Raw genomic sequence first — 17,643 nt, 5'->3', positions numbered from 1 at the left:
GGACGCACCCGCCGCGGCGCCGGAGGACGAGGATGTTTGGAAGGACACGCCGCTCATGACGAGGATCGAAGTCGCCCACAGCACTGCCGCCGAGGCTCGCGGCACGATCGCCGGCGGCGACCCGTTCCGCGGATCGACGAGCGCCTCGCCCTCCGGAGCGAACACGCTGGAGCGCGATCCGGGCATGCCCTCGAGCACCTGGCGGCTGCGGAGCGACGCGTGGGAGTACCTGCGTTTCGCGGTGAAGCGGATCTCACTGGGCAATGACAACGACGGAGTGCTCTCCAGCGACGGCGAGGTCTTCCGCTCGCTGCGCGCACTCGAGACCATCGAGCTCTACTGGGCCGGATTCGGTCAGCGCTACGTGCGCGCCATCCGCGAGCTGCTGATCGAGGGCGACTACTCTGCGGCCCTCGACCGCATCGGCCGCGTCGTCAACCGCCTCCGCGGCAGCTCGGTACCCGACGAACCCCGGGACGAGCAGCTCGAGGAGGCCGAGCGGGCGGAGCTGCAGGACGACGCCGATCCCCGCCCCCGCTTCGAGGTGCTCGTGGTCGACGAGACCACCGAGGCCGACCGCGATGCGCTGGCGGCGGAGTCGCTGAAGATGCGCTCGACCGCCGACTCCTTCATCTACGACTTCGTCGTCGTCCCTTCGGCCGAGGACGCGATCGCCGCGGTGCTCACCAACCCGAAGATCCTCGCCTGCGTGGTGCGGCCGGGATTCAGCGACCGCACGAAGCAGTCGCTCAGCCGCGAACTGCAGGAGACCGTCGAGCTCGCCAAGGCCTCGGCCGGCACGCACCCCGCGTCGTCGCGCAGCTCGCTCGCCTCGGTGCAGCGCGTGCTGGGCCTCGCCGACGCGCTCGCCGAGCTGCGACCCGAGCTCGACCTCTATCTCGTCGCCGGCGCGCACATCGAGGAGCTCGCCGGAGTGCTCACCCGCCGCTTCCGGCGGGTCTTCCGCCGCGAGGATCAGCTCGAACTGCATCTCACCCTGCTGCGGCGCATCTCCCACCTCTACGACACGCCCTTCTTCTCGGCGATCCAGGACCACGCCCGGCGTCCGGTCGGCGTGTTCCATGCGCTGCCGGTCGCGCGCGGCGGATCGGTCATGAACTCGAAGTGGATCAAGGACCTCGCCGACTTCTACGGCCTCAACCTGCTGCTGGCCGAGACCAGCGCCACCTCCGGCGGCCTCGATTCCCTGCTCGCGCCCACGGGCGCCATCAAGAAGGCGCAGGATCTCGCCGCTCGCGCGTTCGGCGCGAAGCACTCGTTCTTCGTCACGAACGGCACCTCGACCGCCAACAAGATCGTGCACCAGGCGCTCGTCGCGCCGGGCGACGTGGTGCTGGTCGACCGCAACTGCCACAAGTCGCACCACCACGCCATGATGCTCACGGGCGGGCGCCCCGCCTACCTCGAGGCCTACCCGCTCAACGACTTCGCGTTCTACGGCGCCGTGCCGCTCAGCCGCATCAAGCAGATGCTGCTCGACTACCGCGCGGCCGGGCGCCTCGACGAGGTGCGCATGGTCACGCTCACCAACTGCACCTTCGACGGCATCGTCTACGATCCCGAGCGTGTCATGGCCGAGTGCCTCGCCATCAAGCCCGACCTGGTGTTCCTGTGGGACGAGGCCTGGTTCGCCTTCGCCGCCTTCCACCCCGTCACCCGCCGCCGCACCGCCATGGCGTCGGCCAAGAGCCTCGAGGCGAAGCTCAAGACCGCGACCCACGCGCACGCGTACCGGGAGCAGCAGCAGCGCCTCTTCGAGGCCGACGGCACCCCGAAGTCCGACGATGCCTGGCTCGAGGAGCGGCTGATCCCGAGCCCCGACGCCCGCATCCGCGTCTACGCCACGCACTCCACGCACAAGACCCTGACCGCGCTGCGTCAGGGCTCGATGGTCCACGTCTACGACCAGGACTGGGTGCGCGAGGCCGAGGAGCCGTTCCACGAGGCGTTCATGACGCACACCTCGACCTCCCCGAACTACCAGATCCTCGCCTCCCTCGACCTCGGACGCCGACAGGTCGAGCTCGAGGGCTTCGAGCTCGTCCAGCGGCAGCTCGACCTCGCGACGAGCCTCGCGCAGGCGATCGCGCGCCACCCGCTGCTGCGCCGCACCTACCGCGTGCTGTCGGCGACCGAGCTGATCCCCGCCGAGCATCGGGAGGTGCAGCGCCCGATGCCGCTGCGCGACGGCCTCTCCACCATGTGGCGCGCCTGGGCCGGCGACGAGTTCGTCATCGACCCGAGCCGGATCACCGTCGAGATCACCCGCACCGGCGTCGACGGCGACACCTTCAAGCACGAGTACCTGATGAACCGGTACGGGATCCAGGTCAACAAGACCAGCCGCAACACCGTGCTGTTCATGACCAACATCGGCACCACCCGCAGCGCGATCGCCTACCTCATCGAGGTGCTCGTGAAGCTCGCCGAGCGCTTCGAGGACGAGCAGGCGCAGCTCGATCCCGAACTGCCCCGAGCCGAGGAGCAGGACATGCCGCCCCTGCCCGACTTCAGCTACTTCGCCCCCGACTACGCCTCCGACGCGGGCCTGCCCGACGGTGACATCCGCCCCGCCTTCTTCCTCGGGCAGAAGCGCGGATCGTTCGAGCACGTGCCCTTCGAGGAGCTGCGCGAGCGCGTCGCACGCGGCGAGGAACCCGTCTCCGCCGGATTCGTCACCCCGTATCCGCCCGGCTTCCCCGTGCTGGTGCCCGGCCAGGTCGTCACCGCCGGTGTCCTCGACTTCATGGCCAGACTCGACACCCGCGAGATCCACGGATACGACCCGAAGCGCGGCTACCGCATCCTCCGCACCGGCTGAGCTCGCTCCGCGACGCGCCTGGCCCCGGCCGGCAGGCACACCCCGCGTATGCAGCCCCTAAGCTGGAACCCATGACCGAGCCGCTCGATCCGACCGCCCTCGCCGCCGACGCCGCGGCCGCCATCGCCCGCCTCACCGGTGTGGAGCGCCACGACGTCGCCCTCACGCTGGGCAGCGGCTGGGGCAGGGCCGCCGACGTGATCGGCGAGACCGTGGCCGTGATCCCGGCCGAGGAGGTTCCCGGCTTCCACGTCTCGGGCGTGCCCGGCCACTCGGGAACGCTGCGCTCGATCCGGCTCGCGAGCGGCGGGCACGCGCTCGTGATCGGGGCGCGCACGCACTTCTACGAGGGCCGCGGGGTGCGGGCGGTGGTGCACGGCGTGCGCACCGCAGCCGCCGCGGGCGCCCGCATCATGATCCTCACCAACGGCGCGGGCGGCATCGATCCCGCGTTCAAGGCCGGTGAGCCGGTGCTGATCAGCGACCACCTCAATCTCACCGCGACCTCCCCGGTGGAGGGCGCGAACTTCGTCGATCTCACCGACCTCTACGCGTCGCGCCTGCGCGAGCTGGCGCGCGAGGTGGAGCCGTCGCTGCAGCAGGGCGTCTACGTGCAGCTGCCCGGACCCCACTACGAGACCCCGGCCGAGATCCGCTACCTGCGCACGATCGGCGGCCAGATCGTGGGCATGTCGACCGCGCTCGAGGCCATCGCGGCGCGGCAGGCGGGCATGGAGGTGCTGGGCCTCTCGCTCATCACGAACCCCGCGGCGGGCATGGGCGAGGATCCGCTCAGCCACGAGGAGGTGCTCGCCGAGGGCCAGGCGGCCGAACCCCTCCTGGCTGATCTGCTCTCCCGCATCGTCGCGCGGCTGTAGGGATCCCGCGGCCCTTACGTTCGTACGATCCCGCGCTGAGATTCAGTGGGATCGTCTGCCGTCGTGCCCGATGTCCGGCTACTAGGCTGAACGGCAGCGCAGGCCCGCCGCCTGCCCCACCGCCCCGCTCGAAGGAGAGAACATGCAGTCGGTCGATGTCGTGGTGATCGGCGCCGGATTCGCGGGGCTCGTCGCCTCGCGCGAACTCGGCCGGGCAGGTCTCGACGTGCTCACGCTCGAGGCCCGCGACCGCATCGGCGGCCGCACCTGGACCGACCACCGGCTGGGGCGCGACCTCGAGATGGGCGCCAACTGGGTGCACTGGGTGCAGCCGCACGTGTGGGCGGAGATGACCCGATACGGCCGCGAGATCGTGCGCAGTCCCCGGGCCGACGAGGCCTACTGGCACGGGGCCGACGGCACCCCGCGCAAGGGCACGCTCGAGGAGTTCATGGCCCTCATCGACGAGGGCCAGCAGCTCGTCATCGACGACGTGCGCGAGGCGATGCCGAGGGGGGTCGATCCCACGAATGGTGCGATCCGGGATCTCGACCGGCTCAGCATCCAGGACCGCTTCGACGCCCTCGATCTCGCCCCGGAGGCGCGCGCCGCCAACGAGTCGGTGTGGGTCGGCCACGTCAACGCACCGCTCGATCAGGTCGGGCTCTCGAGCGCGCTGCGCTGGGTCTCGGCCACCGGAGGGCACTGGCAGCTCATGCATGAGGCCTCGGCCACCTACCGGGTGGTCGACGGCATGCGCGGTTTCGCCGACGCACTGGCGGCCGACGTGGTCGGCGAGATCCGGCTCGACACGACCGTGGTCTCGGTGACGCGGAGCGGCGCGGGATCCGACGCGCACGCGATCGTGGAGACCGAGGACGGCGAGCGGATCCGTGCTCGCCGGGTGATCAGCACGCTGCCCGTCAACGCGATCGCCGGCATCGCCTTCGAGCCCGCGCTGCCCGAGGTCTGGCAGCGGCAGAACGCCGAGACCGTCGCCTCGCAGGGCACCAAGGTCTGGCTGCGGGCGAAGGGCCACCTGCCCCGCTTCTTCGCCTACGCGAGCCAGCACGACCCGCTGTCGGTACTCAAGGCCGAGTTCCACGAGACCGACGAGCAGGGCGACTACACGATCCTCGTCGCCTTCGGCCCCGACCACACCCGCATCGACCTGGACGATCTCGCGGGAGTGCAGGCCGCGGTCGACGCGTTCCGCCCGGGCATCGAGATCACCGATGTCGCCGCGCACGACTGGATGACCGACCCGCTCTCGCTCAACACCTGGATGACGCACCGCCCCGGCCAGCTCACCCGCGACCTCGCCGAGCTGCAGCAGCCCGCCGGCGCCGTGCACTTCGCCACCACCGACAACGCGGACCTGTGGGGCGGCTTCATCGACGGCGCGATCGAGAGCGGCCTCCGCGAGGCCCGCCGCGTCGCTGAGTCCCTCTTGCCCAGCTGAGCACGCAAACGCGCGTCAGTAGTTGTCTGTCACCAAACTTCACCAAACTTCAGGTAAACTTCAGGTTTGGTGCAGGTTTGGTGACAACTTGGTGACAACTACTGACGCGCGAAAGACGGGTGCTACTGCTTCGAGCCGAGCGCGGAGCGCCGAGAGGCGAGAGACGAGAGACGAGCGCAGGTGGGCACGAACGCCGATCGGGCGGAGGGGCGGCACGGACTGTGGCCCCGGCGCACGGACCGTGCTCAGGCCTCGTGGATCACACGCCCGTCGACCACGGTGAGCCGGATCGGCAGCTCGGGCAGCTCGTCGGGCGTCGCGTCGACCGGATCCGCGCCCCACACCGTGAGGTCCGCGACCGCACCGACCGCGAGCACGCCCCGGTCCTCGTGCCCGCGCGCCCGCGCCGGCCACAGCGTGTACGCCAGCAGCGCCTCCTCGCCGCTCAGGCGCTGCTCGGGCTCGAAGACGGTGGCCGCCGGATCGCCCGGCGTGTGCCGTCCCCGCGCCCAGGCCATGCCGAGCCGCGGGTCGTACTGCGCCACGGGCCAGTCCGAACCGAGCACGAGCGTCACACCCGCGCCCAGCACGTCGCGCACCCGGTAGCCCGTCGCGTCGCGTCCCGGGCCGAGGCGCACGGTCCAGTTGTCGCTGTGGTCGGCCGCGCGCCACTGCATGTGCAGCGGCTGCATGGAGGCCGTGACGCCGCTGCCGCGCAGCTGTTCCACGTCGGCGTCCGAGAGCACCTCGAGGTGCTCGATCGAGTGGAACGGCAGACCCTCGCGAGGGGCCAGCCCGGCGTAGACATCGAGCACACGACTCACCGCGTAGTCGCCCACCGCGTGCGTCGCGATGAGCATGCCGGCCTCGTGGTAGGCGCGCACCACCTCGGTGTAGCGCTCCCACGACGGCCAGAACGGCACCCGACCGTCGCCGCACGCGTCGACCGTGTGCAGCCAGGCCGTGCCCGTGTCGATCACGCCGTCGCTGAAGAGCTTGATCGCGCCCGTCTGCCACAGCCGCCCGCGACGATCCTTCGCGGCGATCACGCGTGCCACGTCGTCGTCGGTGTCGCCCACGGCGTGCCAGTGGTGCACCGTGACGCGGTGGTCCAGCTCGCCGCGCTGCTCCAGCTCGGCGAGCAGTTCGACCGTGCGGTCCCGGCCGTCCATGATCGCGCCGCCCGTCAGGCCCGCGGCCGCCAGGCGCCGGAACATCTCGCGCAGCGCGTCGCGCTCCTCGTCGTGGGACGGCTTCGGTGCGGCGTCGAAGAGCAGGTTGTAGGCCGTCGGCTCGCGCAGCTCGCCCGTCGGCACCCCGGCGTCGTCGACCACGATCTCGCTCGCATCCGCGAAGTCCCGCGCCCCGGTGATCCCCGCTGCGGCGAGCGCCGGAGCCGTCGCGAGGCCCGTGTGCAGGTCGTAGCAGATGAGTGCGACGGGACGGCCGGGCGCCGCGTCCGCCAGCAGATCGCCGCGCAGGCCGGTCTCCTCGAAAGCTTCGTACTCCAGGTTCCAACCGCGCAGCCAGGCCCCCTCGGGAAGGCGCGCGTGCTCGGCCGCGATGGCGGCGCGCAGCTGCTCGACCGTCTCGAGTCCTCCGAGATCGATGCCGGCGGTGACCTCGGCGGCCCAGTGCGGGTGGGTGTGCGAGTCGAAGAGGCCCGGCGTCACGGTCGCCCCGGCGGCATCGCGCACCGGGATCCCGGAGGCCTCGGCCGCCGCCCGGATCTCGGCGTCTCCGCCGAGATCCGCGATCCGACCCTCGCGGATGAGGATCGCGGTCGCGCCGCCATCCCCGTCGGTGTTCGTGCGCAGCCGCGCTCCGACGATCGCGAGATCGCCTCCGAGGTGCTCGGTCATGTGTGAGTCCTTTCAGTTCCCGCCCGTTGCACGAGCTTGCGAATCAGAGCACAGGTCGTTCCCGGGTTCCCGCACCGGCAAGCCCGCACCGGCAAGCCCGCACCGGCAGGCCCGCCCGACCAGCGTACGGCGGGTCAATGCCGACCGATCGCATCGAAGTGCGCGCGGGGCACCGGGTCGGCCCCGAAGCGACGCGGATCCCAGTGTCTCTGATATTCCGGATCGCCGGTGCCGCCGGCGACGAGATCGGAGAGGTACTCCCCCATGAACGCCGCGTATTTGAAGCCCTCGCCGGAGTCGCCGCAGGCCAGCACGACCGTGTCGTGGGTGCGCCCCACGATGAAGTCGCCGTCGCCGGAATCGGTCCACGTGCACACCTGGGCCGCGAGCGGACGCGGCCGGATCGCGGTGAGATCGCGCTCGACGCGAGCCCGGATCGCCTCGGTGCGCGCAGGATCCTCGGAGCGGTCGAGATCCTCGCCGAGGATGCCGCCGGCGAGCGGGCGCAGCGGCTGGTCGAGGCCCACCTTGTAGCCGGATGCGCCGTCCGGCATCGCGTAGATGCCGGGGGCGTCGCCGCGCGGGCAGTCCACGAGTCCGGGCAGATCGGGCGCCGGTGGGTTCGACGCGGGATCCCCGAAGTGCACCACCTGCTCGATATAGGGCGTGAGCGGCAATGAGATACCGAGTCCGGGTAGCAGTTCGGCGGCGCCCGGGCCCGCGGCCACCAGCACCTGATCGGCCTCGATCGCGCTGCCGTCCGCGAGCGTCACGAGCGCCGACGCCTCACGCGGTTCGACGCCCGTGACGCGGGTGCGCGGTCGGTACTCGCCGCCCCCGGCCTCGAACTCGCGAAGCGCGCCGCGCAGCAGTCGATCCGCGAAGACCACACCGGCCTGCTCGACGAACAGCGCCGGTCTGCCGTCAGGCCGCAGTCCCGGAAAGCGATCGCCGACACGATCCGCTTCGACGCGCTCGTAGCGCTGCGCGATCGAGTCGAGCGCCTCGGCGACCGCCGGCAGGGAGAGATCGTCCCGCCAGAGCACCCCGGTGCGACTGAACACCGCCTCGCCGAGTCGCGCACTCAGCCGCTCCATCGCCTCGAGCGTGCCGAGCATGGCGCGTGCCCGCCACACCTGCGTGTCGGCGAGCCGCCACAGCCGCGAGGTGCCTCCGTTCGAGGCGTGCGGTCCGCCGGGCTCGAAACGTTCGAGCAGCGTCACCCGCCAGCCCTGATCCTGCAGCTGCAGCGCGGCCGGCAGCCCCCAGGCTCCGCCGCCCACCACGATCACCCGTCGCCCGGTCATGTCAGACCCGGATCAGTCGTCGATGGTGGTGTAGTGCTTGCGCAGCGGCTCGTGCACGCGCCAGACGCCTTTCCATCCGGAGGGCATCACCATCACGTCGCCCGGGCCGAACTCCTCGGGCTCCTGCCCCTCGACCTCGATCGCGACGCGTCCCGAGAGGATCGTGCAGATCTCGGTGTAGCCGTTGCGCTCGGCGGTGAACTCCCCCGGCGTGCACTCCCACAGCCCGGTATCGACGCGGCCGTTCGACCAGGTGCTGACGGATGCCTCGGTGAGCCCCTCGGTGGTGGCCGTGGGCTTCGAGGCGTGAGCACCGAGGTCGGCCGCGGCGGTATCGTGCGCGGCGTGGGTGCGAATGGTGGTGGTCATGGATGGTCCTTTCTGACCGGGATCGGGTTTCGACTCGGCTTCGCCTCGCTCAACCGGCGAGGGGCTGCGCTCGCTCAACCGGCGGGAGCGAGTCAGTGCCGTCCGGTGACGACGTCGGCGATGTGCGCGATCGGGGATGTCTTCCCACGCCCCGCGAGCTCGGCCCGATCCGCCATCCCGTACGCCGCGTACAGCCCCTTCGTCGCGATCCAGCGCAACGGTTCCGGTTCCCACTTGCGCACCCGATGGTTCACCCACGGCAGCGAGACGATCTCCGAATCGTTCCCGAGGATCAGATCCGCGATCGTCCGGCCTGCGAGATTCGTCGAGGTCACACCCGTGCCGACGTATCCGCCACCCCACGCGATCCCCGTCTCCCGGTCCAGACCCACCGTCGCCGCCCAGTCCCGCGGCACCCCGAGCACCCCCGACCACACGTGATCGATCGCGGCGCCCCGCGTCGCGGGGAAGAAGCGATGCAGGATCTCGCTCAGCGTCTCCACCGTCGACAGCGCCGTCTGGCCGTCGGTATCGGTCCGCGACCCGTACTTGTACGGCACCCCGCGGCCACCGATCGCGATCCGGTCGTCGGCTGTGCGCTGCGCGTACATGTACACGTGCGCGAAATCGCCCAGTACCTCGCCCTGGTTCCAGTGCAGTTCATCCCACACCTCCGAAGACAGCGGCTCGGTCGCGATCAGCGACGAGTTCATCGGCAGCCACAAGCGCTTCAGCCCCTTGAGTCCCGCGGTGAAGCCCTCGGTCGCGCGCACGATGTATTCGGCCGAGACCGTGCCGTGCGTGGTGCGCAGCCGGTGCGGCTCGATCTCCACCGCTCGCGTGCGCTCGTAGATCTTCACGCCCGCCCGCTCCACGGCCTCGGCCAGGCCCGCCGCGAGCTTCGCCGGCTGGATCCGCGCCGCGTGCGGGTGCCACACCGCCGCCCGCGTCCCCGCCACGTTGATCTTCGCCGTCGCCTCGGGGGCCTCGAGCAACTCGAGATCGGTGTGCTTCCACGACTGCTCCTCCGCTGCGAACGCGCGGATCCGCGCCTCCTGCGCCGGCGTGTAGGCGACGTTGAACTCCCCGCCCTTCTTGATGTCCGCGTCGATCCCCTCGGCGGCGGCCACTCGGATCACCTCATCCACCGTCTCGTTCATCGCCCGCTGGAAGCGCTCCGCGGCGTCACGACCGTGCGTCGGCTCGTACTGGGCTCGGCCACCTGTCATCGCCGAGGTCAGCCAGCCGCCGTTGCGACCCGAGGCCCCGTATCCGGCGTGCCGCTGCTCGACGATCACCACGTCCAGATCGGGCCGGGCCTGCTTCAGGTAGTACGCGGTCCACAGACCCGTGTACCCGGCACCCACGATCGCGACATCGGCGGAAATGTTCCCCGGCAGCTCGGGCCGCTGCTTCGGCTCTCCGACCTGCTGCCACCAGTGGGACACGTTGCCGTTGATCATCCTTGATTCCTCCGCTTCATCGAGCCTCACCCTCAACGATATCGATTTCGCGACCACATAGGGGAAAACGCAACTGATTCAGTATGTTGCCAGCCGAGAGAGCGGTGATTCCGGCTTTATTCGAGCGCACTGGCGCCGGTACCACGTTCATCGTCCACAAAATCTGGAGCGTACACTGGACCACAGCGTCTCACGAGGACGCACGCAGTCAATGGCGCTGAGCCATCGACACACACCGACGTACCGGCGGCCGGCGCACCGAACGCAACCGAAAGCCGCCCGTGTCATCACCAGCCGTATCAGCACCGACCGCCGCACCGCGCAACTCCCGTTCCCGGGTCATCATCGCGAGCCTCGTCGGCACCACCATCGAGTTCTACGACTTCTACGTCTACGCCACCGCGGCGGTGCTCGTCTTCCCGCACCTCTTCTTCCCGACCGGCAACGAGACCACCGCGCTGCTGGCCTCCTTCGCCACCTTCGGCGCGGCCATGCTCGCCCGCCCCGTCGGCGCGGTCTTCTTCGGACACCTCGGAGACCGGCTCGGTCGCAAGACCACCCTCGTCGCCTCGCTGCTCACGATGGGCATCGCCACCTTCCTCATCGGACTGCTGCCGACGCACGCCGAGATCGGGATCTGGGCAGCGGCTCTGCTCCTGCTCATGCGCCTCGCCCAGGGCTTCGCGATCGGCGGAGAGTGGTCGGGCGCCGCGCTCGTCGCCACCGAGAACGCTCCCGAGGGCAAGCGCGCCTGGTACGGCACCTTCCCCCAGCTGGGCGCACCCATCGGCTTCATCATCGCGAATCTGCTGTTCTTCGCGATCAACACGGCACTCGCCGATCCCTCGCAGCCCGGCATCGCCTCCGAGGCGTTCCTCAGCTGGGGTTGGCGCATCCCCTTCCTGTTCTCCGCCGTGATGGTGATCATCGGCCTGTGGGTGCGACTGAAGCTCGTCGAGTCATCGGCGTTCGAGCGCACCAAGGAGCGGGGCCAGGTCACCCGCATGCCCCTCGTCACGGCCTTCCGATTCCACTGGCGCGCGCTGATCCTCGGCACCTTCGCGATGCTCGCGACATACGTGCTGTTCTATCTGATGACCTCGTACACGCTCACCCTCGGCACCCGGCCCGGCCTCGCGGCGGCGCAGCAGGCCGCCGAGGCCTCGGGCGCTCCGTTCGACGCGGACGCCTACGTTCCCGGACTCGGCTACGCCTACAACGACTTCATCCTGATGCTCGTGTTCGGCGTGCTGTTCTTCGGCGTGTTCACGCTCGTCTCCGGTCCGCTCGCCGACCGCTTCGGCCGCCGTCGCACGCTCATCGCGGTGACGATCGCGATCGCGCTGTTCGGCTTCACCTTCGTGCCCCTGTTGGGCGGCGGTACCGCGCTCGTGATCTTCTTCCTCGCGCTCGGCTTCACCCTGATGGGCCTCACCTTCGGCCCGATGGGTGCATTCCTGCCCGAGATGTTCCCCACGAACGTGCGCTACACGGGATCGGCGATCGCGTACAACGTCTCGTCGATCCTCGGTGCGGCGCTCGCCCCCATCATCGCGGTGTGGCTGTGGGGACTCGCCGACGGCAGCCCCGTCTACGTCGGCCTCTACCTGACCGGCGCGGCGGTGCTCACGCTGATCTCGCTCATCCTCACGCCCGAGACGAAGGACGTCGACATCAACGACTGACGCTCGGGGCCCGAGCGTTCCGCCGAATGACGAGGGGACTCTCGCCGGTTGAGCGAGGAGCGCAGCGACGAGTCGAAACCAGGATGCGTGAGGGTTTCGACTCGCTCCGCTCGCTCAACCGGCGGGACGCTCCGCTCGCTCAACCGGCGGGGCACTCCGCTCGCTCGGCCGGCGGGGCACTCCGCTCGCTCGGCCGGCGGGTCCGCTGCTACGTGGCCGACTCGCCGGCCTCGCCGGTGTCGACCAGCAGCACGCCGGAGGAGACGTCCCACATCATGGCGACCTGGTCCCCGCGGTTGTGGATGCGGGCGTCCTGCCCCAGTCGCACGGCGCCCTCGCTGCCGTCGGGCAGCCGCACCGTGTAGCGGCGGGAAGCGCCGAGATAGGTCACGTCGAGGATCGTGACCGGGATCGCGTTCTGGTGCTCGGAGGGCCGGGTGGCCGCCGGCTCGAGGCGCAGGTTCTCGGGACGGATGAGGATCGCGAGATCCTCGTGCCGGCTCTGCCCGTTCGCGACGATGCGGTGGCCCGCGACGTCGATCGCCGTCTGCTTGTCGCCGGCCGCGGTGCCCTTGCCGAGCAGCACCGTCGACTCGCCGAGGAAGCGGCCGACGAAGAGCGTCTGCGGCGCCTCGTAGAGGTCCTCCGAGGTGCCCACCTGCTCGATCTTGCCGTTGTTGAAGACGGCGATGCGATCCGACATCGACAGCGCCTCCTCCTGGTCGTGCGTGACGTACACGAACGTCGAGCCGACCTCGCGGTGGATGCGCTTGATCTCGGTCTGCAACCACTCGCGCAGCTTCTTGTCGAGCGCGCCGAGCGGCTCGTCCATCAGCAGCACGCGCGGCTCGTAGACGAGCGCCCGGGCGAGGGCGACGCGCTGCTGCTGGCCGCCCGAGAGCTCCGACGGGTAGCGGTCGCCGAACTCGCCCATCTTCACCATCGCGAGCGCCGCCGCGACCTTCTGCTGCTGCTGGGCCTTCGAGAGCTTGCGGCGCTGCAGCGGGTAGGCGATGTTCTCGGCCACGGTCTTGTGCGGGAACAGGGCGTAGTTCTGGAACACCATGCCGATGTCGCGCTTGTGGGGCGGCAGCTTCGCCACGGGCTTGCCGTAGATGTGCAGGCGCCCCTCGGTGACGCTGGTGAACCCGGCGATCATGTTGAGGGTGGTGGTCTTGCCGGATCCCGAGGGGCCCAGGAAGGTCATGAACTCGCCCGGCTCGATCACGAGGTCGATCTCGTCGACCACCGTGCTCTCGCCGTAGCGCTTGGTCACCTGGCTCAGGCTGATCCCGGCCTCGCCGATCGCGTGGATCGCCTGGGTGTTGAGCCCCTCGGCACGCAGCTCCTGCTCGTGCCCCTCGGGGACGGGGATTTCGGAGTGTGTCATAGCGTTCACGCTACCGGTCGCTTTCTCTTCCTCGTGGCGAACTGGGCGACGAGCATGACGACCACCGAGGTGAGCATCGTGATCACCGCGACGGCCGCCACCGTCGGGTCATTGGTCTGGGTGACGCTGTTGAAGATCTTCACGGGCAGCGTCTGCAGGGACGGGGATTGGATGAACAGCGACAGGATCACCTCGTCGAACGAGGTGACGAACGCGAACAGCGCCCCCGCGGTCACGCCCGGCGCGATGAGCGGCAGCGTGATCGAGAAGAAGGTGCGCAGCTTTCCCGCTCCGAGCGACGCCGATGCCTGTTCGAGGCGCGGATCGAGGCCCTGCAGCGACGCCATCACGTTCGTGATCACCAGCGGCATCGACACGATCGTGTGCGCGAGCACGAAGCCGGGCAGGGTGCCCAGCAGGTTCATGCGCAGGAATAGCGAGTACAGGCCGACCGCGAGCACGATGCCGGGCACGATGAGCGGGAGGAGGAAATAGCCCTCCATGAGCCCCTTGCCGCGGAACCGCACCTTCGACAGCCCCAGCGCGGCCATGACCCCGACCGTCGTCGCAACGATCATCGTCACCACCGCGACCTGCAGCGAGGAGAACAGCGCCCGCAACCAGCTCGGGTCGGTGAAGAAGTTCTCGTACCACTGCGTCGAGAAGCCCTTCGGCGGGAAGTTGAACGACGGGGCCGAGTTGAACGACATCGGCACGATCACGAGCGTGGGCACGATCAGCCAGATCACGATCAGCACGGCGAACACGCCGAGCAGTCTCTTCGAGGTCATTTATCCACCCCCGGGAACAGGCTGCCGTTCTTATTGAATCGGGACACCACGACGAGGATCAGGATCGTGCACACCAGCAGGAAGATGCCGAGCGCGGTCCCTTGCCCCCACATCAGGAACACCGAGATCTGCTGCTGGATCAGCGCCGAGATCATGATCTCCTTGGACGAGCCGAGCAGCGCCGGGATGATGTAGAAGCCGAGGCCCAGGATGAACACCGTCACACCGCCCGAGAAGATCCCCGGCCGCGACAGCGGCAGGTACACCGTGAAGAACGCCGTCACCGGGTTCGCGCCCAGGTTCGACGCGGCCGGCAGCAGCCGTTTGTCGATCTTCGCCATCGACGAGTACAGGGGCAGTACCATGAACGGCAGCAGCACCTGGCTCATGCCCAGCGCGACGCCGAAGGTGGTGCGGATCAGCGGGATCGGGCCGATCCCGAACCAGGCCGCGAGCAGCCCGTTGATCGGGCCGGTGTCCTGCAGCAGCACCATCCACGCGAGCGTGCGCACCAGGATCGACGTCCACAGCGGCATCATGATGAACAGCTGCATCAGGTTCCTGGTGCGATCGGACACGATCGTCATCAGGTACGCGTACGGGTATGCGAGCAGCAGGCACACGATCGTCACGAGGATCGCGGTGCCGAAAGTGCGGATCACCACGTTGAGGTTGGCCTCGGTGGTGAACAGCCAGACGTAGTTCTGCAGCCCGGGCTGCGGGTCGGTCACCGACCGGATGAACACGTCGATCAGCGGTGCCAGGAAGAACAGGGATACGATCACGAACGCCGGGATCAGCAGCAGGAACGGGCGCCAGTTCTTGGGCCCCTTCCGCTTCCCACCCGCGGCGTCCGTACCGGAGGCGCCGGCGCTCACGGCGTCGACACCTCCGGTGACGGTGCTATCGGTCATGATCGTCAGTTACCGGTCGCCCAACCGGCCCACGCCGCCGACAGCGCGTCGTAGTTCTCGACCCAGAAGTCGACGTTCGGGGCGATGCCCGTGTCGAGGTGCTCGGTCGTCATGAACTCGGTGAGGAGGTCGTCCATCTGCGGCTTCGCGTCGATGTTGACCCCGCCGTAGGAGGTGAGCTCGGTCATCTTCGCCTGCTGCTCTGCGCCCAGCGAGTAGTTCACCGCGGCGAACGCGGCCTGCTTGTCCTTGACGCCCTTCGGGATGCCGTTGGAGTCGACCATGATCATCCACTCGTCCCACATGGGGGCGACGGGAGCGCCCGCGGCGGCGGCGCCGTAGCCGCGACCCGACCACACGAGACCCATCACGGCCTCACCGGCCTCGAGCTGCTGCTGCGCCTGCGCACCGGTGGTCCAGCCGATCACGTCGTTGCCCAGATCGCGGTACATGTCGAAGGCGCTCTCGATGTCGTCGACGGTGATGTTCTGCACGTCCTTGCCCTGCGCGGCGAGAGCGAACTCGACGGTCTGCGGGTCGACGTAGGTCGACTGGCTGACGGTGCGCTTGCCGGGGAACTTCTCGGTGTCGAAGAAGTCTGCGGCGCTGGTCGGCGGGTTGCTGCCGAACTTGTCGGTGTTGTACACGACGATCAGGCCGTAGAGGATCTGCGGCACCATGCACTTGTCGGTGATGGTGCCCTCGGGGATCTTCGAGGTGTCGATCTGGTCGTAGTCGTACTCCTCGAACAGGGTGCCGCAGCCGCGGGCCGTGTCGAACTGGGTGGTGTTGACGATGTCCCAGCTGACGTTGCCGCTGTCGACCATGGCCTTCAGCTTGCCCGCGTCGAAGGCGTCCTGGTTCATCGTCGCGCCGGAGGCCGCGGCGAACGGATCCCACAGCGCCTCGGTCTGGCCGTCCTGGAACAGGCCGCCGGAGCCGGCGAAGGTGAGCGTGACACCGTCGAGCGCACCCTCGGGGATCTCGCCCGCGACCGGTGTGCCCAGGTCGCGCTCCGGGACCGGTTCGGCGTTACCGCCACCGCCGCTGCAGCCCACCAGCGTCAGCGCAAGTGCCGCTGAGCCGGCGAGGAGCGTCAGGCCCCGGCGGGTCTTGGGGTTCTTCAGAGTGGACATGTATTTCCTCACCTCATCGTGATCGTGGTCCCCGCCGGAGATGAGCCTCGAGAGGATCCGCGCGGGAGGGCCTCACGGGCCCGCCCCGTCCGGCAGGTGCCACCGAAGCTACCAGCGCACACCGCCGCCGAACGGGTCCCCGTTACCCCTTCGTTACCGCAAACGGCATCTTTCATAGCTTCGTACGTCACCCGGGCCGACGGTGGTACGAACATAAGGATTCGGCCGATCAGGCCGATTTCCGTCCTCCGGATCGATGCGCGATCCCTACCATGGAACAGGCATCGCAAGCAGTTCGAGGAGGAACGCGCATGGACATCGTCGTCATCGGAGCCGGTCTCGCCGGTCTCACCGCAGCGTGGGAGCTGGGCAAGGCCGGACACCGCTGCACCGTGCTCGAGGCCCGGGACCGCGTCGGCGGGCGCACCTGGTCCGAGCGGCTGGGCAATGGCGAGGTGACCGAGCGCGGCGGCGAGTACATCTTCCCCACCGAGTTCGCGATCCGCCGGCTCGCGGCCGAGATCGGAGTTCCGATCATGTCGCACAATGTGCGCTACGGCCGCCGCACCGTGAACGGTCGGGTCATCTCCTTCGAGGAGTTCGCCGAGACCGGGGACCGCGTGCGCTCGACACTCGCGCAGATGCTCGCCGACGGCGAGACCGGCGTCTCGCTCGAGCGCGCCTTCGCGGAGGCGCTCGGCGCCGACTACCGTCTCGATCCGGTCTACCGCCGCACCACCACCTCGGCCGCGGCCGATCCCGCCCTCGTCAGCGCCGAGGCGGTGCTGCTGCACGAATCCTCCACCGTGGACGGCTACATCGAAGACGGCGGCCGCCTCGTCGGCGGCAACCAGGCGCTCTCGATCGAACTCGCGCGCAGGCTCGGCGAGCGCGTGCGGCTCGAGCACCCGGTCTCGGGGCTGGATCAGTCGGCAGACGGAGTGCAGGTGCTGCTGAGCGACGGCACCCGGATCGACGCCGACGCCGCCGTGCTGGCGGTGCCGCTGCCGCTCCTGCGCGATCTCGAGCTGGGCTTCGCGCTGCCGGAGGCGCAGCGGCTCGCTCTCGACCATCGCTTCATGGGCGTCGCCGCGAAGCTCGGCGTTCCGCTCCGCGGCGTCGACGACGACACCGCCCTGCAGAACCCCGACCACACCTGGTGGTCGTGGCGCTCGCTCTCCATCGACGGCGAGCACCGCATCGACGCGCTCTCCTCCTTCGCCGGCGGCCCGTTCGCACTCGACGCGCTGGGGGTGGCGGACGGCCCCGACGGATGGGTGCGGGCTCTGCAGCAGATGCGTCCCGAGCTGGAGATCGACGGCGAGGTGCTGCTCACCGACTGGGCCGCCGACCCGTGGGCGCGCGGCTCGTACAGCGCCGCGGGCCTCGACTGGAGCGCGGAGGACGCGACCGCCTTCGATCGGCCGGCCGGTCGCGTGGCGATCGCCGGGGAGCACACCGGCCTCGCGCAGTCGCTGTCGGGTGCCGTCGCCTCCGGGTACCGCGCCGCCACGGCCCTCGCCCACGGGGTCCCATCATGAGCC

The 17,643-nt window shown here is 69.6% G+C and carries 13 protein-coding genes; 5 read left to right on the top strand and 8 right to left on the bottom strand.

The features are described 5' to 3' along the window. Positions 1–55 precede the first annotated feature (55 nt). From AMS65_RS17655 to AMS65_RS17645, 3 genes are all read left to right on the top strand, one after another. Positions 56–2,842, top strand: coding sequence for an aminotransferase class I/II-fold pyridoxal phosphate-dependent enzyme (locus tag AMS65_RS17655; RefSeq protein ID WP_053385490.1), 2,787 nt, complete (start codon positions 56–58; stop codon positions 2,840–2,842). A gap of 71 nt (positions 2,843–2,913) precedes the next feature. Further along, a complete protein-coding gene (locus AMS65_RS17650; protein ID WP_053385489.1) occupies positions 2,914–3,720 on the top strand; it encodes a purine-nucleoside phosphorylase in 807 nt (268 codons plus the stop codon). Positions 3,721–3,862: 142 nt separating this feature from the next. After that, positions 3,863–5,182, top strand: a complete 1,320-nt coding sequence (locus tag AMS65_RS17645) for a flavin monoamine oxidase family protein (RefSeq protein ID WP_053385488.1) — start codon at positions 3,863–3,865, stop codon at positions 5,180–5,182. 245 nt (positions 5,183–5,427) lie between these two features. Here the strand turns inward: AMS65_RS17645 and AMS65_RS17640 are convergent, their stop codons facing one another. From AMS65_RS17640 to AMS65_RS17625, 4 genes are all read right to left on the bottom strand, one after another. After that, on the bottom strand, positions 5,428–7,044 hold the full coding sequence (locus tag AMS65_RS17640; RefSeq protein ID WP_053385487.1) for an amidohydrolase: 1,617 nt from the start codon (positions 7,042–7,044) through the stop codon (positions 5,428–5,430). A 134-nt stretch (positions 7,045–7,178) separates the two neighbouring features. Then, positions 7,179–8,351 carry an NAD(P)/FAD-dependent oxidoreductase gene (locus tag AMS65_RS17635; RefSeq protein WP_053385486.1) on the bottom strand — a complete coding sequence of 391 codons (1,173 nt, stop codon included), beginning with the start codon at positions 8,349–8,351 and terminating at the stop codon, positions 7,179–7,181. 12 nt (positions 8,352–8,363) lie between these two features. Beyond that, positions 8,364–8,720 carry a cupin domain-containing protein gene (locus tag AMS65_RS17630; protein ID WP_053385485.1) on the bottom strand — a complete coding sequence of 119 codons (357 nt, stop codon included), beginning with the start codon at positions 8,718–8,720 and terminating at the stop codon, positions 8,364–8,366. A 92-nt stretch (positions 8,721–8,812) separates the two neighbouring features. Beyond that, positions 8,813–10,183: an NAD(P)/FAD-dependent oxidoreductase gene (locus tag AMS65_RS17625; RefSeq protein ID WP_053385484.1), complete on the bottom strand. Its 1,371-nt coding sequence runs from the start codon at positions 10,181–10,183 to the stop codon at positions 8,813–8,815. Between the two features lie 281 nt (positions 10,184–10,464). Here AMS65_RS17625 and AMS65_RS17620 point away from each other — a divergent pair, with 281 nt between their 5' ends. Further along, on the top strand, positions 10,465–11,868 hold the full coding sequence (locus AMS65_RS17620) for an MFS transporter (RefSeq protein ID WP_053385483.1): 1,404 nt from the start codon (positions 10,465–10,467) through the stop codon (positions 11,866–11,868). A 208-nt stretch (positions 11,869–12,076) separates the two neighbouring features. On the opposite strand, the gene AMS65_RS17615 is transcribed toward AMS65_RS17620, so the two are convergent. The 4 genes from AMS65_RS17615 to AMS65_RS17600 are packed head-to-tail and all read right to left on the bottom strand — an operon-like array spanning position 12,077 to position 16,099. Next, positions 12,077–13,258 carry an ABC transporter ATP-binding protein gene (locus AMS65_RS17615; protein ID WP_083451829.1) on the bottom strand — a complete coding sequence of 394 codons (1,182 nt, stop codon included), beginning with the start codon at positions 13,256–13,258 and terminating at the stop codon, positions 12,077–12,079. Between the two features lie 5 nt (positions 13,259–13,263). Then, a complete protein-coding gene (locus tag AMS65_RS17610; RefSeq protein WP_053385482.1) occupies positions 13,264–14,049 on the bottom strand; it encodes an ABC transporter permease in 786 nt (261 codons plus the stop codon). Then, positions 14,046–14,963, bottom strand: coding sequence for an ABC transporter permease (locus AMS65_RS17605; protein ID WP_053385481.1), 918 nt, complete (start codon positions 14,961–14,963; stop codon positions 14,046–14,048). The genes AMS65_RS17610 and AMS65_RS17605 overlap by 4 nt, the downstream gene beginning before the upstream one ends. 5 nt (positions 14,964–14,968) lie before the next feature. Next, a complete protein-coding gene (locus AMS65_RS17600) occupies positions 14,969–16,099 on the bottom strand; it encodes an extracellular solute-binding protein (RefSeq protein WP_053385480.1) in 1,131 nt (376 codons plus the stop codon). 272 nt (positions 16,100–16,371) lie between these two features. Here AMS65_RS17600 and AMS65_RS17595 point away from each other — a divergent pair, with 272 nt between their 5' ends. After that, the gene (locus tag AMS65_RS17595) at positions 16,372–17,640 is read left to right on the top strand and encodes a flavin monoamine oxidase family protein (RefSeq protein ID WP_368664703.1); all 1,269 of its coding nucleotides are present in this window, start codon (positions 16,372–16,374) and stop codon (positions 17,638–17,640) included. Positions 17,641–17,643: the final 3 nt, after the last annotated feature.

This window comes from Leucobacter celer subsp. astrifaciens, assembly GCF_001273835.1.
Lineage (GTDB): Bacteria > Actinomycetota > Actinomycetes > Actinomycetales > Microbacteriaceae > Leucobacter > Leucobacter celer.
Note: the sequence above shows the minus strand (reverse complement) of the source record. Positions and strands in the feature narration are given on the sequence as shown.

Excerpts from the sequence above, each read along its gene's own strand:
- AMS65_RS17655 (WP_053385490.1), top strand. The coding sequence starts at position 56 with ATGACGAGGATCGAAGTCGCCCACAGCACTGCCGCCGAGGCTCGCGGC.
- AMS65_RS17650 (WP_053385489.1), top strand. The coding sequence starts at position 2,914 with ATGACCGAGCCGCTCGATCCGACCGCCCTCGCCGCCGACGCCGCGGCC.
- AMS65_RS17645 (WP_053385488.1), top strand. The coding sequence starts at position 3,863 with ATGCAGTCGGTCGATGTCGTGGTGATCGGCGCCGGATTCGCGGGGCTC.
- AMS65_RS17640 (WP_053385487.1), bottom strand. The coding sequence starts at position 7,044 with ATGACCGAGCACCTCGGAGGCGATCTCGCGATCGTCGGAGCGCGGCTG.
- AMS65_RS17635 (WP_053385486.1), bottom strand. The coding sequence starts at position 8,351 with ATGACCGGGCGACGGGTGATCGTGGTGGGCGGCGGAGCCTGGGGGCTG.
- AMS65_RS17630 (WP_053385485.1), bottom strand. The coding sequence starts at position 8,720 with ATGACCACCACCATTCGCACCCACGCCGCGCACGATACCGCCGCGGCC.
- AMS65_RS17625 (WP_053385484.1), bottom strand. The coding sequence starts at position 10,183 with ATGATCAACGGCAACGTGTCCCACTGGTGGCAGCAGGTCGGAGAGCCG.
- AMS65_RS17615 (WP_083451829.1), bottom strand. The coding sequence starts at position 13,258 with ATGACACACTCCGAAATCCCCGTCCCCGAGGGGCACGAGCAGGAGCTG.
- AMS65_RS17610 (WP_053385482.1), bottom strand. The coding sequence starts at position 14,049 with ATGACCTCGAAGAGACTGCTCGGCGTGTTCGCCGTGCTGATCGTGATC.
- AMS65_RS17605 (WP_053385481.1), bottom strand. The coding sequence starts at position 14,963 with ATGACCGATAGCACCGTCACCGGAGGTGTCGACGCCGTGAGCGCCGGC.
- AMS65_RS17600 (WP_053385480.1), bottom strand. The coding sequence starts at position 16,099 with ATGTCCACTCTGAAGAACCCCAAGACCCGCCGGGGCCTGACGCTCCTC.
- AMS65_RS17595 (WP_368664703.1), top strand. The coding sequence starts at position 16,372 with ATGGAACAGGCATCGCAAGCAGTTCGAGGAGGAACGCGCATGGACATC.